Consider the following 14,840-nt stretch of genomic DNA (forward strand, 5'->3'; position numbering starts at 1 on the left):
TTCGACCAGCGGGTTTGAAAGCTTGTTGGTTTGCAAAGCAAACCAACGGCTGGGTTTCCGGCTGGCGGACACCCGCTTTGTCAGGCGGCATCGTGTGATGGAAAGACACCGGCCTTGCCACCTTCCGCGTGGATTGTCTCGCCATCGGTAAAACAGAACGGATTCAATATGAAACAAATTCGCTCTATGATCGGGCAAAGGAGAAGTCACCGGACGGCCTTTTTGACGAGAAGGAATGGAGTGCACGTCCTAAGACCTGCACTCCGGCCGGTCAAGCCAAGTCGTAAACTGAAGGAAACAATCAGCCCTTCTTGTCGGGCGCCGGTGCTGGCGCCGGTTCAACGGGCGGCTTCGGTGCATTCGCACCATTCTTGGCAACACCCGGGTCCTTATCGTCCGGAAGGCCATTCTTCAGCTTTTCCTCAATCTTCACGAGGTCTTCAGGCTCAGGCTTGGAGTCCCGCGCGTGCGCCCACTGGAACGTCGCCTCAAGCTTGCGCCCTGCACGCCAATAGGCGTCGCCGAGATGATCATTGATCGTTGCATCCTCTGCCCGCAGCTTGACAGCCTGCTCAAGTTGGGCGACGGCTTCATCGTAGCGGCCAAGGCGGTAATAGGCCCAGCCGAGAGAGTCGACGATGTAACCATCCTGCGGCCGGGCTTCGACCGCCTTCTTGATCAGGTCAAGGCCCTGTTCGAGCTTGATGTTCATGTCGATCCAGGAATAGCCGAGATAATTCAGCACCTGCGGCTGGTTCGGGTAGAGATCAAGCGCCTTCAGGAAATTCGGCTCGGCCTTGTCCCATTCCTTCAGCCGCTCATAGGCGATACCACGCTGATAGAAGATCGACCAATCGTCGCGTTTGGGTTCCTTGAGTGCGGCAACCGCCTTGTCATAGGTGTCGGCAGCCTTTTGGTAGTTCTTGTCCTGCGAGTAGATGCTGCCAATGGCCAGATAAGTGCGCATATCCTGCGGATTGCTTTCGAGCAGACCGTTAAGATGCTGAATCGCCTCATCATTGCGCTTGAGGATCGCCAGATTGATTGCGAGCTGCATTTGCGCGTCACGGCTATAGGCAGAATCGGCCGGAATGCGGCCAAAATAGTCGATCGCTTTATCGGACTGTTCCAGTTTCGCGCTGATATCACCGAGCTGGAACAGCGTCGCGTCGTGGTCGGGGCGCAGTGGCAACGACATCTGCAGGTAAAGCTTGGAGAAAGCCTCTGCTCCATTGCGATCAATCGCGGTAGCGAGTGTATAGAGCGCCTCCGCGGCGCCCTGCTGCGGCGTCTGTACCAACGGCTTGACGGTCTTCGCATCAGCGATCTGCTTGGCGAATTCGACAAGCACCATGCGCCCGGAAAGCATATCCGATGCTTCCTTCACCAAAGCCTGGGCACCTGGGAGATCACCATTGCGTATCTTGAAGGAAGCATAGGCCTCAACGAGGCGCTCATATGTATCAGGCGCGGCCTGCATATTGGCTTTGTCTTCGAGCGCACTCTGATAGAAGCCGGCGGCCTTGTCCTTCTGACCGGCCATGTCCGCAATCAGTGCGGAGTTATAGGTCTTGAAGAGTGTAAAGCCTTCTGGACCCTGCAGTTTGTCAATCATTTGCAAGGCCTCGTTCGGTTTGCCCGAACCGGCCTTGGCCCAAGCGGAAATCAGCCCGGTGATCATGCGATCCAGATCCGACTGCATCGACAGCATCATCAGGGTGTTGACCTTCTGATATTGCTTCCTGTTGAGTGCATCGATGCCGAGTGCCAGGCGTGAAAACCGCTCGATTTCCGGAACAGATTTGAGCTCTTCGGCGATCGGCAATGCCTGCTTGAACTGACCGTCGGTCAGGAGAACGAGCAACAGGCTTTGCCGCAGCTCGGTGTTCTTGGGATCGTATGCCAGCGCCTGCCGATAATAGGAAATCGCACTAGCGAAATCATTGCTGCGTTCGGCGCTTCGTGCAGAAAGAAAAGCTCCGGAAAGTGTTCCGGCATTTGGGGCCGGCGGTGTCTTGCTGACCGCAGCTTCCGCGGCGGCGGCCCCTACGGTACACGCAGCGAGTGTTGCGCCCACGATCGAGCCAAGCAATTTACTGCGCTGCATAACAAAACCCTCTTCATTGTCCTAATTTGAAACGATCGTCCGAATCCTCGCGGAAACCATGGCCTTTTTACGGTTCTCTCTCAAGGTTCATTGAAAGAATCGGCTACCGGTCTCGCTGCGCGGCCTAAAGCGCACATCAATTGACACGGCTGATACAAAAATCGATCACTTCGAGAAGTGCGTCCTTTTGCAGTGACCGATCGAGTGGTGCCAGTGCGTCGCGGGCGATACCGCCAAAATGTCGAGCACGCTGGATTGTATCACCAAGTGCACCGTAGCGCGTCATCAATCCTTTGGCCTTTTCCAGTCCCTTGTCGTCATTTGCACCGTTTTCCAGCGCATCCTTCCAGAATTGCCGCTCTTCCGACGTACCGCGACGATAGGTCAGAACGACTGGGAGGGTTATCTTGCCCTCGCGGAAATCATCCCCGGTGTTCTTGCCCAGATCCTTGGCGTTGCCGCCGTAATCCAGTGCGTCGTCGACAAGCTGGAAAGCGAGCCCGAGATTGAGACCGTAGGAACGCAGCGCCTGACGATCTGTCCGTGACGCAGAAGCAATTATGGGGCCGACTTCAGCCGCTGCCGAGAAAAGCGCGGCCGTCTTGGCCTTGATCACAGCAAGATATTCGTCTTCCGTCGTTTCGAGATTCTTTGCGGCTGCAAGCTGCATGACTTCGCCTTCTGCAATCACCGAGGCCGCTGTGGCAAGGACGTCGAGCGCTTCCAGAGACCCAACGTCGACCATCATCTTGAAGGCCTGGCCGAGCAGAAAGTCACCAACGAGAACGCTTGCCTGATTGCCCCAGATCATGCGTGCCGTGCTCTTGCCGCGGCGCAGATCGCTCTCATCGACCACATCATCATGCAACAATGTCGCCGTATGCATGAACTCGACGCTGGTCGCCAGCTTGACATGACCATCACCCTGATAGCCGAACATGCGGGCTGCAGCGAGCGTGATCATCGGGCGCAAACGCTTGCCGCCGGATGAGATCAGATGGTTGGCGACTTCCGGAATCATCTCGACGTCAGATCCGGCCTTCGACAGGATGAGCTCGTTGACACGGCCCATATCCGCCTTGGTCAGATCGATCAGCGGTTGCACTGATCCTGTGTTATTTTTCTTATCGTCCAGACTGACAACGACGCCCAAAACGCAACTCCTAAAGTTCTGGCATGATGCGGCGACACCTTATTTTGACAGGCTATAACCCGCAAGCGGAGAATTGGCGCGCAAAAATAGCAAGGTTTACGAATTCGTGATAAGGCGCTGACCACGGCCAAAGTCTCTCTTGCCCCAGGGAGAGACTGTGGCGGCACCTTGATTCATATCGGTAATGACATGATTGAAATAATGCGGACCAACGATCTTGTGCTGATTTCATTTGTAGAATCCTTGCTCAAGGAAGCCAGGATCGCGCACTTTGTTGCGGACTCGAACATGAGCATCCTTGAGGGATCGCTGGGCGTCCTCGCCCGGCGTGTCATGGTAGACGAGGCCCGCGCAACAGAAGCCCGGCAACTCCTCAAGGATGCCGGAATCGAACAGGAGCTGCGCAAATAATCTATGCTCGCAACGGACGCTCCGCATACGATTGACGCATTTCACCGCGGCAGGTTTCATTTGCTGCAACCCGCTGCGAAAGGTCATCGCTCGGGCGTCGACGCGATGATCCTTGCCAGCGTGGTGCCAAATGATTTTGCCGGACATGTCGCCGATCTTGGGGCAGGTGCCGGCGCGGCCGGCCTTGCAGTGCTGTCCCGCTGTCCAGGTGCAAAAGCATCATTGATCGAAAGATCAGGCTTCATGGCAGGCTTCGCTCGCGGTTCGCTTGAACTGGAGGAAAACAAGGCGTTTGCCGCTCGCGCCGAGGTCATTGAGGCCGACGTGACACTGACGGGCAAAGCGCGGGTAGCGGCAGGCCTTGGCGATAACAGCTTCGATTTCGCTATCATGAACCCGCCGTTCAACTTGCCAACCGATCGCTCCACCCCCGACCCGGTGAAGGCCGAAGCGCATGTCATGACGCAGGGCATGATGGAACAATGGATCAGGACCGCAGCCGCCATCGTCAAACCCGGCGGGTCAATCGGGATCATCGCCCGCCCGACGTCGATCACGGATCTGCTTGACGCTCTGCGGGGCCGTTTTGGCGGATTGATCATCGTTCCGGTGCAGCCAAGACCACAGGATGCCGCCATTCGCATTGTTATCAAGGGCGTCAGGGGCAGCCGGGCCGGACTTTCCATTTATCCGGCTTTGATCATGCATCATGAGACCGGAAATGGCTTCACGCAACGGGCCGATGCGATCAATAATGGGCTGGTGTCGCTGTTTTAGATTTCAGAACCATTGTGATTTCCCGCGCACAGCCTACATGCTGACTGCATCCAATTTCGAAGGAGATACGCTTGATCAGATTCGTCCGGAAACTGCTGCCCCGCCGCTGGCGTCCAGATTATCTGGAGATTCCGGTTGTCCGGCTCCATGGCATCATCATGACTGGTGGCGGTCCATTCCGGCAGAACCTGTCGCTCGCGTCGACCGCGGCTGTCCTGGAAAAAGCCTTTGCCGAGAAGGATGCACCGGCGGTGGCCATATCCATCAACTCCCCCGGTGGTTCGCCGGTGCAATCGCGACTGATCTACCGGCGTATCCGTGACCTTGCGACCGAGAAGAACAAGAAGGTCTACATGTTCGTCGAGGACGTTGCGGCTTCTGGCGGTTACATGATCGCCGTCGCCGGCGATGAAATTATCGCGGATCCCTCCTCCATCGTCGGTTCCATCGGCGTCGTTTCAGCGAGCTTCGGCTTCACCGATCTCATCAAGAAGATCGGGGTCGAGCGGCGGGTGCATACAGCTGGCAAGAACAAGGCGACGCTTGACCCCTTCCGCCCTGAAAACAAGGAAGATGTCGAGCATCTGAAGGCCTTGCAGCTTGAAATCCACGAGACGTTTATCAATTTGGTCAAGGAACGGCGCGGTGAGAAGCTGAGCGACAATCCAGATCTGTTTACGGGTCTGTTCTGGACAGGAACAAGGGGCGTGGAGCTTGGGCTTGTCGATAGCCTTGGCGACATGCGTTCCTATCTCCTGTCGCAATATGGCCCGAAAACCAAGCTTAAACTGATTTCACAACCGCGTGGCCTGTTTGGACGCAAGGTACCTTCCACCGAGACAAGGATCGAGGCGCTTGGCGCCAACTTGGCGAGTGGAGTAATCGATGCCGCCGAGGAACGCGCGCTTTGGTCGCGATTTGGTTTGTGATTTGGACGCCCGGAACTTTGGCAAGCCCAGAGCGGAGAACACTCAAGTGGAATCGTTCTGCCGGAGGGAATTCGTGGACAAGGTCGAGGGATTTGGCGAGGCCGATGCATTTGCATCGGACGAAGCTAAAGCCCCGATGGATTTGGCCCGAATTCACCCGGCCCTTCGGGTTTCCGGCTGGCGGCCAACCACTTTGTCAGGCGGCGTCGGACGATGGAAAGGCATCGACCTCGCCACCTTCCGCGTGGATTGTCTCGCCATCGGTGAAACAGAACTGGTTTCATTTGAATGTTCTCCGCTCTAGCGCTCCGTGCTAGTATTGGTGAGGAATGATATCGCTTTTTGAGGTTTGTGCGTGATGCCACAGTTGATCTTCTTCGCTCTTGTCGGCGCCGCGGCATATTACGGCTACCGTTCTTTCAAGAAAGAGGCGCAACGCGTTTCGAAGCGTGTTCGCGAAGCGGAAAAGGAAGTGCAGAATCGCGCGCAAGGTACGCTTGTGCAGGATCCTGAGACCGGCGAATATCGTCTGCGCAAAGATTGACCGCAATGCTCGATAGTCTTGATCGTACGATCAGCCTGATCGCCCCTGCAAAGATCAACCTGGCGCTGCACGTGACCGGGCTACGAGATGATGGTTATCATCTGCTCGACAGTCTGGTGGTGTTTGCAGCGTTCGGCGACAGGGTGAGCGTGAAGCGCGCCCCGGTCGATTCATTTGATATGTCCGGTCCGTTCGGACGCAAGTTGCCGGGCGATGAAAGCAACCTCGTGCTGAGGGCAAGAGACGCGCTACGCGCACGGTTTCCCAAGCATACAACGCCCGCCGTCATACACCTTGAAAAACACCTTCCAGTGGCTTCGGGCATTGGCGGCGGATCGAGTGATGCCGCCGCAACGCTGCGCGCGCTGACTGCCCTTTGGGGCATTGAAGCTGAACCGGCGCAACTGGCTAAAATCGGTTTGACGCTCGGGGCCGATGTTCCAATGTGCCTGCAAGGGCAGCCGCTCTTTGCACGGGGCATAGGAGAAGATATTGAGCGCCTGGCGACTTTTCCGCGCTTGCCCATGGTCCTGGCCAACAACGGCGTATCAATCTCGACGCCGCAAGTCTTCGCCGCACTGGAGCGACGCGATAACCCTGCCCTGCCCGCACTGCCCGCCCTATCCTCTATCAAGGATGTCTGCGCCTATCTGACAGCGACCGATAATCATCTATTTTCGGCAACTACAAAGCTGATACCGGCCATAAGTGAAACGGTGGGCGCGCTGCACCAGACGGCTGCGCGGTTTGTGCGCATGTCCGGCTCCGGCGGCACCTGCTTTGCGATTTATGATAGCGACAGCGAGGCTCAAACAGCGGCAACAGCTCTCAAGCAGAGCAAGCCGGACTGGTTCGTCGTTGCCACAAACAGCGTCATGGAAGGAGCGGATCTTGGCCCGCATAGATGAGACACGCCCGTTCTTACCGGTCAAGATCGCCGTCCTGACAGTGTCGGACACACGGACGCTGGAAGACGATAAGTCTGGCAGCATATTGGCAGAGCGGCTCCTCGCCGCCGGCCACACCTTGGCAGAGCGCGCAATCGTTACCGATGACCGAGACAAGATCCGCGACCGCGTCCTTTCATGGTCGAAGGATCCGCAGATCGATGTGGTTATCACGACCGGCGGTACAGGCTTTACCGGCCGTGATGTGACGCCCGAAGCGCTGGAACCGATCTTCGAGAAGCGCATGGATGGGTTTTCAGAAGTATTCCACCGCGTTTCGTACGACAAGATCGGCACATCGACGATACAGTCCCGGGCGACTGGCGGGGTCGTGAACGCTACCTTCGTCTTTGTGATTCCGGGTTCGCCTGGCGCCTGCAAGGATGCCTGGGATAATATTCTGCAATATCAGCTGGATTACCGGCACATGCCCTGCAATTTCGTCGAGATCATGCCGCGTCTCGACGAGCATCTGAAGCGCAGCGGAAAGAGTTAGCCGTCCTATTTCAATGCAGCCGGAATAATTTCTGCGCGGAGCCGCTTCATGGCAAGGCCGCGCGCCAGATCAACCGCCTTCTTCCCAGGGTTGAACAACGCCATCGACTGACGCTTGGAAATCAGCAGCCCGTCAGCAAGAGGATTGCCGGGTGAAAAGACACGGCTGAGAAAGGGACGCCGATGGGTATGCGAACGGGTAAAACAGGCCGGACCCTGCATGCGTTCTACATGCACAGCCACGGGCTCGATCCAGCCATCAAGCAATCTAGCGCCCGGCTCAAGAAACAGAAACCAGTCGCTTCGTGCCCGCCTGAACCCGTCGATCAAGGTCTGGTCTTGCAGGAAAATACAACCGGCTTGATCAGCGACGCGGTGGGTTTGGTCGGTGGAGCCATGATCGATGATGACCACATCGCTCAACAGGCCCTCGACGGCGCCGCCAACCAGACCGCCGAGCGTCCTGGCCAGGAGTTCATCCGAATTTTGGGTTTCAATCAGGACGGAAATCATCAGGAGCCAATATAGTATTATTAAAGCAATTTCCATCACTCCTTTTGGTGCATATTGTTCTTGCTTTGTTCTCAATTTTTGATAGGAATGTATTCATGTTGCATGAGCGACTCGTTTCGCTCCCATGCCAAGGAGATTGCAAATGAACATCGTCGTGCAAGCGGACAAGGCCGCCTTCGGGCAAGGCCGTGCACAACATGCCAATGCATTGATCGAGGACGCCGGTCTGCGGATCGACCAGGAACGTCGCCGTGGCCGCGGCGCCGGCATGAATCCGTCTGGCCGCTTCGAAGCGGAAAGCCGTCATGTTTACGACGATGGCTGGGAAACCATCGAAGATTTGCCGCCCTTCAAGACCGAAGTCCAAATCGAGAAGCCGCGCACCATCATTACCCGCAATGACTCGCCGGATATCGGTTTCGATCGCTCGATCAATCCGTATCGAGGATGCGAGCACGGATGCATCTACTGCTTTGCACGGCCAACCCATAGTTATATGGGCTTGTCAGCCGGGTTGGATTTCGAGTCGAAACTCTTCGCCAAACCGGACGCCGCGAAGATGCTGGACAAGGAATTGTCGCGGCCAGGCTATACGGCAAAGACGATCGCAATCGGTACGAATACGGATCCCTACCAGCCGATTGAAAAGAAATGGCGCATCATGCGCGATATTCTGCAGGTTCTTGAAGCGCATCAGCATCCCGTTGGGATCGTTACGAAATCCGCGCTGGTGCTGCGCGATCAGGACATTCTTGCACGCATGGGCGAGAAAGGTCTCGCAAAGGTCGCCCTGTCCGTGACGACGCTCGATGGTAAGCTGGCGCGCACGATGGAGCCCCGCGCTTCGACTCCGACACGGCGTTTGCAGTCACTCCGCACCCTGTCTGACGCGGGTATTCCTGTTAGCGTCATGGTGGCCCCCATCATCCCGGGCCTCAACGATCATGAGGTCGAACGCGTGTTGGACAGTGCTCGCGCCATGGGCGCACTTGAGGCCGGTTATGTGCTTTTGCGCCTGCCGCTTGAAGTCAGCCCGATCTTCAAGGAATGGCTGCTCCGCAACTATCCCGATCGCTACCGCCACGTGCTGTCACTTGTGCGATCGATGCGCGGCGGCAAGGATTATGACGCGCAATGGGGCAAACGTATGCGCGGCGAAGGTCCCTACGCCTGGCAGATCGGACGGCGATTCGAGATTGCTGCGAAGCGCCTAGGCCTCAACCTGAGCAGGCGGCGGCTGCGGACCGACCTTTTCTCGCCGACTCCGGGCAGCGAACAGCTGTCGCTGTTTTAGACCAATACCGTCAGGCAGATTCCCCATCCGGCCTGACGTGACCTTGGGTAGCCCCGCCCCATCTGCTACCTAAGGGCTTGCAGAGAATCAGAACGAATGCGAGTTTCGTCGCAACATGGCTCGATCGCGTTCTGATTCTCTGCTTCTTCCCTTCGAACCTGGCAAACCGGACTTTGCCAGCGAGCGCAAACTCATGCGAAGTGGCATCGAGTTTATCGTCGGTATTGACGAAGCCGGCCGCGGGCCGCTGGCGGGTCCGGTGGTAGCCGCAGCGGTCATTCTCAACCCGAAGAAAATTCCAGACGGGCTTGACGATTCAAAGCGTCTGACGGCGCAACGGCGTGAAGAACTCTTTGATATCATTACAGATACGGCGCTCGCCTGCGCCGTTGCGAGCGTTTCGGCACCCGCCATCGATGCAACCGATATTTTGAAGGCTGCACTTGAGGCGATGCGCCGGGCTGTATGCGGTTTGGCCATCTTGCCGGGCCACGCCCTGATTGATGGCCGTGATGTGGCTCCTGGCCTTCCCTGCCCTGCTACCGCACTTATCAAGGGCGACCAGCGCTCGGTATCGATTGCCGCTGCATCCATTCTTGCCAAGGTGACGCGCGACCGGATGATGGCCCAGACCGGCCAATACTATCCGCTCTACGGCCTCGAATCCCATGCCGGTTATGCGACGGAGTTTCACCGTAACGCCATGGAAACCCATGGACCTGTCGTTGGCCTGCACCGCTTCAGCTTTTCGCCGCTGAAGGACCGCCAGATCTAGCCAGCTGGCTCGTTCAATCTGACACCAGCAAATTCCACGCCTTGGTTGATAATCTTGTACGAGAAACGCTGTTTCTTGTGCAGGAATTGCAGGTTCTTGTGCAAGATTTGGTTGTTTTTGGATGAAATGCCTGTGAGATCCTGGCGACCTGACAATTGCCAAAAAGAAAGCCGCCTTACGGCGGCTTCATTCGGAATGAATATTCCCGTTCTTAGTTGAGGCGGGATTTCAATTCAGTCAGAGATGACTTGAAGAGGTCTGCCGATGTCTTGGCGTCGACCTTGTCGGCCAGAATGCGGCTGGCGGCGGCGACTGCGATGTCGACTGCCGATGCGCGAACTTCATTGACCGCCTCGACCTCGGCCTGAGCGATCTTCTGCTCGGCAAGCTTGTTGCGGCGGACAACATATTCCTCGGTCTTCTTCTTGGCTTCCTCAAGCATGCCGTGGGCTTCACGCTGCGCGATGGCAACGATCTCGGTCGCCTCTTTCTCGGCTTCCTTGCGCTTGCGCTGATATTCTGCAAGCAGGGATTGCGCTTCTTCACGCAAGCGGCGGGCTTCTTCAAGCTCGTCGCGAATGCGAGAAGCACGCGCGTCAAGTGATTTGCCGACGACACCCGGAACTTTCAGATAGACAACCAGTGCAAGGAAGATGACGAGACCGACGAGGGCATAGAATGTTGCGTCTAGTTCCATAGTGGTTCTCCTCAGCCCCGCACGGCTTTGACAGCGGCGGAAATGCTTGCCTTGTCGACAGTTCCGCCAACGATCTTCTTGACGATCTCGGCAGCCGTGTCTTCGGCGATTGTACCGACTTCCTTCATTGCCTTGTCTTTGATGGCGGCAATGCTGGACTCGGCGTCGCTCAGTTTCTTTTCCAGTTCGGCCGAGATTTTTGCCTGTTCCGCTTCGGACTTGGCCTTGGCTTCGTCGTGGGCAGTCTGGGCAATGTTGCCTGCCTTTTTCTTGGCATCGGCGAGTTCCTGCTCATAGGCGGCAAGCGCATCGTCCGACTCCTGCTTCATACGGGCAGCCTGATCGAGATCGGTGGCGATACGATCACGGCGTGTCTCGATGATACCGCCGATGCGCGGCAGAATCACGCGCGACAGGAACAGGTAAAAGACGGCGAATGTCAGGGCCAGCCACAGGATCTGCGATGGAAAGTGGCTGGAGTCAAAGGGCGGGAAAACAGCCTTTTCATGAGCCACGCCGGTTTCGGTATGGGTCTCAGTGGCATGGGCGTCAGGCGCCGTTCCCGGAGCAGCCGTTTCGGTATGCGCGGGCGTTTCGCTCTGAGCGACGATTGTTTCCGTTGTGGATGCGGCATAGGCCGATGACACAAACATGTATTGTCCCCTTGAGTAGTCTTCAAATGATATACTGGCCGCGCCTGGCGCAGCCAGTATCAGCTGCTCTTAGAATTAAACAGCGAAGAGAAGCAGAAGAGCGATGAGCAGCGAGAAGATGCCCAAAGCTTCGGTAACGGCGAAGCCGAATACCAGGCGGCCGAACTGGCCATCAGCTGCTGAAGGGTTGCGCAATGCACCGGAGAGATAGTTGCCGAAAATATTGCCAAGGCCAAGGGCCGTTCCGGCCATACCAAAACAGGCAAGACCTGCACCGATGTACTTTGCTGCTACCGGATCCATATTAAACTCCTTTGGATAGAATGCTCATTGATAGATTTGCGTTTGGCGGAGACCCGCCGGTGAAGTTTTTCTCAGTGACCGCCGGGGTGCACTGCATCATTCAGGTACATGCAAGTCAGCACCGTGAAGACGTAGGCCTGAAGGAAAGCCACCAGGAATTCGAGACCGGTCAGTGCGACCGTCATGGCGAGCGGCAGGATCGAGCCGCCAACACCGAGGGCGCCGAGCGCGCTCAGTGAAGCAACGAAGCCTGCAAAGACTTTCAGCGTGATATGACCAGCAAGCATGTTGGCGAAGAGACGAACTGAAAGGCTGATCGGACGGGAAAGGAACGAGATGATTTCAATCGGCACCACGAGCAGCAGCAGGAGTTTCGGCACGCCGGAAGGCACGAAGACGCCGAGGAATTTGAAGCCGTGCTTGGCGAAGCCATAGGCGAGCACCGTGCCGATTACGAGAATCGCAAGGGCAAAGGTGACGATGATCTGGCTGGTAACCGTGAAGAAGTAGGGGAACATGCCAAGCATGTTGGCGACGAGTACGAACATGAACAGCGAGAAAACGAACGGGAAGAACTTCATTCCGGCGCTACCGGCCGAATCGCGTAAAGTCGACGCGACGAATTCATAGGCCATTTCGGAAACCGACTGCAGGCGGGTCGGAATGAGGCCGCGATTGGAAGATGTCAGATAAAGGAACGCCGACGCGATACCAATCGTGGCGACCATGAAGGCCGACGAATTGGTGAACGAAAGATCAACCCCACCCACATCAATGGGAATCCACTTGTTAATATGGAATTGATGAATCGGATCGTTGGACACTCTAACCTCGTCTGTAATGTCTGTACTTACAGGCCCAGTCTTGCGACCTGGCCGAAGCCTTATTCCGGTTTCTCACGGTCAGAGTCCTTGTGAAACTCCAGACCACGGTTTGCCGCCACATGTCCCGCAGAGCGCAGGATATTCAGCGTTCCAGCACAAAAACCCAGGAGGAGCAGAATGATCAGCCCCCAAGGTGAAGTACCCAAAAATCGGTCAGCTAACCAGCCCAACCCCGCACCTACCAGAACGCCTGCGATAAACTCGCTCGACAGTTTCATGGCCTGCGCGACACCGGAGGCGGTTTCCGTCCCCTTGTCTTCCGAACTGGCTTTTGATCCAGCACCCCTCGCAGCAAGCTTTGCTTCCAGTGAGCGGCGACGGCTTTCCAGTTCATCCGAAGTCAGTATCTTCCCAGCACCCTGCGCTTTGTCGACAGAACCTGACTTGTCGGGATCTTTCCCCGTGGCCAATGGCATGTCCTTTACACGCTGAATGCGAGGCTTCACCCCCGCTTCGAAGTCGCGCGCAACATATTGTTACGATCCGCGCTAGTCAAGGCACTGACCTGAGACTCTCCAAGGTAATTTTCGCAGTAAAATTCAATATGTTAGGCAAATATGACTATATGTCTCACCTCTCAAGGGAAGATTCGCGGTCGAATCCTTGCAGTTCGGGCACGCAATCGACATTCGAACTGACGCAAGTCTGTTCGACGAGAGCGACATTTTCAACACGTAACCACACCGGACCAGCTCAACCCTGCGTTTCTTGCGGGGCCAGTCAAACCAATTGATAAATGGACGCAATTGCGGTTTGAGGGTGAAAACAGAAAGCATCGAGCCAGCCGGTGCATCGAAGGGATGGCCACTTCGACCTTGGGGCAAACGCCTTGGCCTCAAACCTAAAGGTGAGCATGTGGTAAACCACTTAGCGTCACCCTCATAATGAAAAGAACCCGGACGGGCTGGACAATGTCTATCCGGGTTCAATTCCACTTATGAGGAACGGGGGACGGGCGAAAGCGCGTTCCCCACTCCGGCACCAAATATAGCAGCTTTCCTACACTTTCCAAGCGAGGAGCAATTCAGATCCAGCCGCCGCCATAGGTGCGATAGAAGATATGCTGGCCGATCTTGTCGATGCGCTTCATCGTATGCGCCCAGTTGGCACGCACATAGACCGCATGGTAATGCGTGGCCGAGCCAATTTCGGGCAGGAAGATTCGTCCCGATGTGACAGCCATGGCGATTTCCTGCGCCACTATCCATTGCTTGGGCTCGGTTACATGGAGTTTGCGTCCCTCGCAGGCAAAAGAAAACTGGCAGCGATTGATCCAGTCGTCGTTCTGATAGACGACTTTGCAAATGGTCTTTGGATAGGCGGGATTGCGCACGCGGTTAAGTACGACCTGTGCCACCGCTGCCTGGCCTTTGACGCTCTCGCTCCGCGCCTCAAAATAGATGGCGGTAGCCAGGCATTTCTGTTCTTCCTTCGTGAATACGACAGGAGGCAAGGGCGTTGCCAGCCAGTCGTGATCGCCCTTACCGAGCTGCGGAATAAAGCGGCCGGGCAGATTTGGCTCGTTCAAGATCGTGTCGAACGGAGATGTCTTAGAATAATCCGGCGCTGCCGGCGCATAGCCCAGCGCCAGCACATCTGGTTGATCATTGTTGATCAGGCTCGCCAGCATTGGCGGGACATCGTCAGCTGTTTTTGCGGGCGCGCGGTTGTGGAAGGCCAGCGCAATCTGGAATTCCTTGCCGGCGATCTTCGGCTTGGCAAATGCCATCTCGACCTCAAGACCATGGGTCGGGCGAACGAGCATGCTCGATCGCTGCAGGATCGAGCCGGCGCTAAAGGCTTTGGGCGGCGCTTTCTTGCTGATGGAGACGATACGGCCCAGTTTTTCGGCGCGGTTGATACGCTCTTCGTCAGGCGTGGCGTCAGGCGACTTCTGCGAGCCGTTGATGACAATCGGGCCGATGCCGGGTGCATCAACCCCGCTTGCAGGAACGCTTGAGGTGATGGCCTTCTCGTCGACGAAAGACATGTTGGCTTTCTGGATCGATCCAGCTGGTGATTTTTCCAGATAGGAGGTCCAGCGGCCCTGGCCGGATTCGGAGCCTGACAGGAGGCTCGCCATATCCTGATAGGCTGTCATCGTCGGTGAAAACAGGTAGATCGCGGTGCCGATAACTGCCGGACCAATATAATTCCGGTTTGTCCGATTCTTTAACCGGGAGCCCGATGCCCGCAAAAACTCAGAGAAACGCACGCCGATACCCCACTCACAACCGAACAATTCTGGTTGTAAAAATGAAGCATTAACCTTGATGGAGAGTTAACGGCGTCTGGAGAAGTTGAAGGAAACGTCCCTCATGCTGAGCTTGTCGAAGCACGTGTTTGGTGCGTCGTTCG

Annotated in this window: 18 protein-coding genes; 9 read left to right on the forward strand and 9 right to left on the reverse strand. The window is 56.4% G+C overall.

The window, feature by feature from the left end; translation table 11 throughout:
- Window positions 1–301: 301 nt before the first annotated feature.
- Window positions 302–2,107, reverse strand: a complete 1,806-nt coding sequence (locus AAAC48_RS04090) for a tetratricopeptide repeat protein (RefSeq protein ID WP_340652949.1) — start codon at window positions 2,105–2,107, stop codon at window positions 302–304.
- Between the two features lie 136 nt (window positions 2,108–2,243).
- Window positions 2,244–3,260: a polyprenyl synthetase family protein gene (locus tag AAAC48_RS04095; RefSeq protein WP_340652950.1), complete on the reverse strand. Its 1,017-nt coding sequence runs from the start codon at window positions 3,258–3,260 to the stop codon at window positions 2,244–2,246.
- Between the two features lie 189 nt (window positions 3,261–3,449).
- Between AAAC48_RS04095 and AAAC48_RS04100 the strand changes: the two genes are divergently transcribed.
- The 7 genes from AAAC48_RS04100 (at window position 3,450) to moaB (ending at window position 7,364) form a co-directional block, all read left to right on the forward strand.
- Window positions 3,450–3,671, forward strand: coding sequence for a DUF2007 domain-containing protein (locus AAAC48_RS04100; RefSeq protein ID WP_340652951.1), 222 nt, complete (start codon window positions 3,450–3,452; stop codon window positions 3,669–3,671).
- A gap of 3 nt (window positions 3,672–3,674) precedes the next feature.
- On the forward strand, window positions 3,675–4,448 hold the full coding sequence (locus tag AAAC48_RS04105) for a methyltransferase (RefSeq protein ID WP_340652952.1): 774 nt from the start codon (window positions 3,675–3,677) through the stop codon (window positions 4,446–4,448).
- A 71-nt stretch (window positions 4,449–4,519) separates the two neighbouring features.
- On the forward strand, window positions 4,520–5,377 hold the full coding sequence (locus AAAC48_RS04110; RefSeq protein ID WP_340652953.1) for a S49 family peptidase: 858 nt from the start codon (window positions 4,520–4,522) through the stop codon (window positions 5,375–5,377).
- Window positions 5,378–5,450: 73 nt separating this feature from the next.
- The gene (locus AAAC48_RS04115) at window positions 5,451–5,681 is read left to right on the forward strand and encodes a hypothetical protein (RefSeq protein ID WP_340652954.1); all 231 of its coding nucleotides are present in this window, start codon (window positions 5,451–5,453) and stop codon (window positions 5,679–5,681) included.
- A gap of 54 nt (window positions 5,682–5,735) precedes the next feature.
- Window positions 5,736–5,921: a hypothetical protein gene (locus AAAC48_RS04120; protein ID WP_340652955.1), complete on the forward strand. Its 186-nt coding sequence runs from the start codon at window positions 5,736–5,738 to the stop codon at window positions 5,919–5,921.
- 5 nt (window positions 5,922–5,926) lie between these two features.
- On the forward strand, window positions 5,927–6,829 hold the full coding sequence (locus tag AAAC48_RS04125) for a 4-(cytidine 5'-diphospho)-2-C-methyl-D-erythritol kinase (protein ID WP_340652956.1): 903 nt from the start codon (window positions 5,927–5,929) through the stop codon (window positions 6,827–6,829).
- Window positions 6,813–7,364: a molybdenum cofactor biosynthesis protein B gene (moaB, locus tag AAAC48_RS04130; RefSeq protein ID WP_340652957.1), complete on the forward strand. Its 552-nt coding sequence runs from the start codon at window positions 6,813–6,815 to the stop codon at window positions 7,362–7,364. The genes AAAC48_RS04125 and moaB overlap by 17 nt, the downstream gene beginning before the upstream one ends.
- Before the next feature lie 5 nt (window positions 7,365–7,369).
- Here moaB and AAAC48_RS04135 read toward each other — a convergent pair whose 3' ends face one another.
- Window positions 7,370–7,912 (reverse strand): glycosyltransferase, encoded by a 543-nt coding sequence (locus AAAC48_RS04135; protein WP_340652958.1) that lies wholly within the window; start codon window positions 7,910–7,912, stop codon window positions 7,370–7,372.
- 106 nt (window positions 7,913–8,018) lie between these two features.
- Between AAAC48_RS04135 and AAAC48_RS04140 the strand changes: the two genes are divergently transcribed.
- Complete coding sequence (locus AAAC48_RS04140) at window positions 8,019–9,170, forward strand: PA0069 family radical SAM protein (protein ID WP_340652959.1); 1,152 nt, start codon at window positions 8,019–8,021, stop codon at window positions 9,168–9,170.
- 115 nt (window positions 9,171–9,285) lie between these two features.
- Window positions 9,286–9,945, forward strand: coding sequence for a ribonuclease HII (locus AAAC48_RS04145; protein ID WP_340652960.1), 660 nt, complete (start codon window positions 9,286–9,288; stop codon window positions 9,943–9,945).
- 211 nt (window positions 9,946–10,156) lie between these two features.
- Here the strand turns inward: AAAC48_RS04145 and AAAC48_RS04150 are convergent, their stop codons facing one another.
- From AAAC48_RS04150 to AAAC48_RS04175, 6 genes are all read right to left on the reverse strand, one after another.
- Entirely contained in the window at window positions 10,157–10,642 is a 486-nt protein-coding gene (locus AAAC48_RS04150) for a F0F1 ATP synthase subunit B (protein ID WP_340652961.1), read from the reverse strand.
- A gap of 11 nt (window positions 10,643–10,653) precedes the next feature.
- The gene (locus AAAC48_RS04155; protein WP_340652962.1) at window positions 10,654–11,295 is read right to left on the reverse strand and encodes a F0F1 ATP synthase subunit B; all 642 of its coding nucleotides are present in this window, start codon (window positions 11,293–11,295) and stop codon (window positions 10,654–10,656) included.
- Window positions 11,296–11,370: 75 nt separating this feature from the next.
- The gene (locus AAAC48_RS04160) at window positions 11,371–11,598 is read right to left on the reverse strand and encodes a F0F1 ATP synthase subunit C (protein ID WP_340652963.1); all 228 of its coding nucleotides are present in this window, start codon (window positions 11,596–11,598) and stop codon (window positions 11,371–11,373) included.
- A 71-nt stretch (window positions 11,599–11,669) separates the two neighbouring features.
- Window positions 11,670–12,422: a F0F1 ATP synthase subunit A gene (locus AAAC48_RS04165; RefSeq protein ID WP_340652964.1), complete on the reverse strand. Its 753-nt coding sequence runs from the start codon at window positions 12,420–12,422 to the stop codon at window positions 11,670–11,672.
- A gap of 59 nt (window positions 12,423–12,481) precedes the next feature.
- Complete coding sequence (locus tag AAAC48_RS04170) at window positions 12,482–12,892, reverse strand: AtpZ/AtpI family protein (RefSeq protein WP_340652965.1); 411 nt, start codon at window positions 12,890–12,892, stop codon at window positions 12,482–12,484.
- 614 nt (window positions 12,893–13,506) lie between these two features.
- The gene (locus AAAC48_RS04175; protein WP_340652966.1) at window positions 13,507–14,679 is read right to left on the reverse strand and encodes a cell wall hydrolase; all 1,173 of its coding nucleotides are present in this window, start codon (window positions 14,677–14,679) and stop codon (window positions 13,507–13,509) included.
- Between the last annotated feature and the right edge of the window lie 161 nt (window positions 14,680–14,840).

This window comes from Phyllobacterium sp., assembly GCF_037994405.1.
Taxonomy (GTDB): domain Bacteria; phylum Pseudomonadota; class Alphaproteobacteria; order Rhizobiales; family Rhizobiaceae; genus Phyllobacterium.

Bases quoted from the DNA above. Each gene is read 5' to 3' on its own strand.
- AAAC48_RS04125 (WP_340652956.1), top strand. From the start codon at position 5,927: ATGCTCGATAGTCTTGATCGTACGATCAGCCTGATCGCCCCTGCAAAG.
- AAAC48_RS04135 (WP_340652958.1), bottom strand. From the start codon at position 7,912: ATGGAAATTGCTTTAATAATACTATATTGGCTCCTGATGATTTCCGTC.
- AAAC48_RS04160 (WP_340652963.1), bottom strand. From the start codon at position 11,598: ATGGATCCGGTAGCAGCAAAGTACATCGGTGCAGGTCTTGCCTGTTTT.
- AAAC48_RS04140 (WP_340652959.1), top strand. From the start codon at position 8,019: ATGAACATCGTCGTGCAAGCGGACAAGGCCGCCTTCGGGCAAGGCCGT.
- AAAC48_RS04105 (WP_340652952.1), top strand. From the start codon at position 3,675: ATGCTCGCAACGGACGCTCCGCATACGATTGACGCATTTCACCGCGGC.
- AAAC48_RS04100 (WP_340652951.1), top strand. From the start codon at position 3,450: ATGATTGAAATAATGCGGACCAACGATCTTGTGCTGATTTCATTTGTA.
- AAAC48_RS04155 (WP_340652962.1), bottom strand. From the start codon at position 11,295: ATGTTTGTGTCATCGGCCTATGCCGCATCCACAACGGAAACAATCGTC.
- AAAC48_RS04090 (WP_340652949.1), bottom strand. From the start codon at position 2,107: ATGCAGCGCAGTAAATTGCTTGGCTCGATCGTGGGCGCAACACTCGCT.
- AAAC48_RS04120 (WP_340652955.1), top strand. From the start codon at position 5,736: ATGCCACAGTTGATCTTCTTCGCTCTTGTCGGCGCCGCGGCATATTAC.
- AAAC48_RS04145 (WP_340652960.1), top strand. From the start codon at position 9,286: ATGGCTCGATCGCGTTCTGATTCTCTGCTTCTTCCCTTCGAACCTGGC.
- AAAC48_RS04150 (WP_340652961.1), bottom strand. From the start codon at position 10,642: ATGGAACTAGACGCAACATTCTATGCCCTCGTCGGTCTCGTCATCTTC.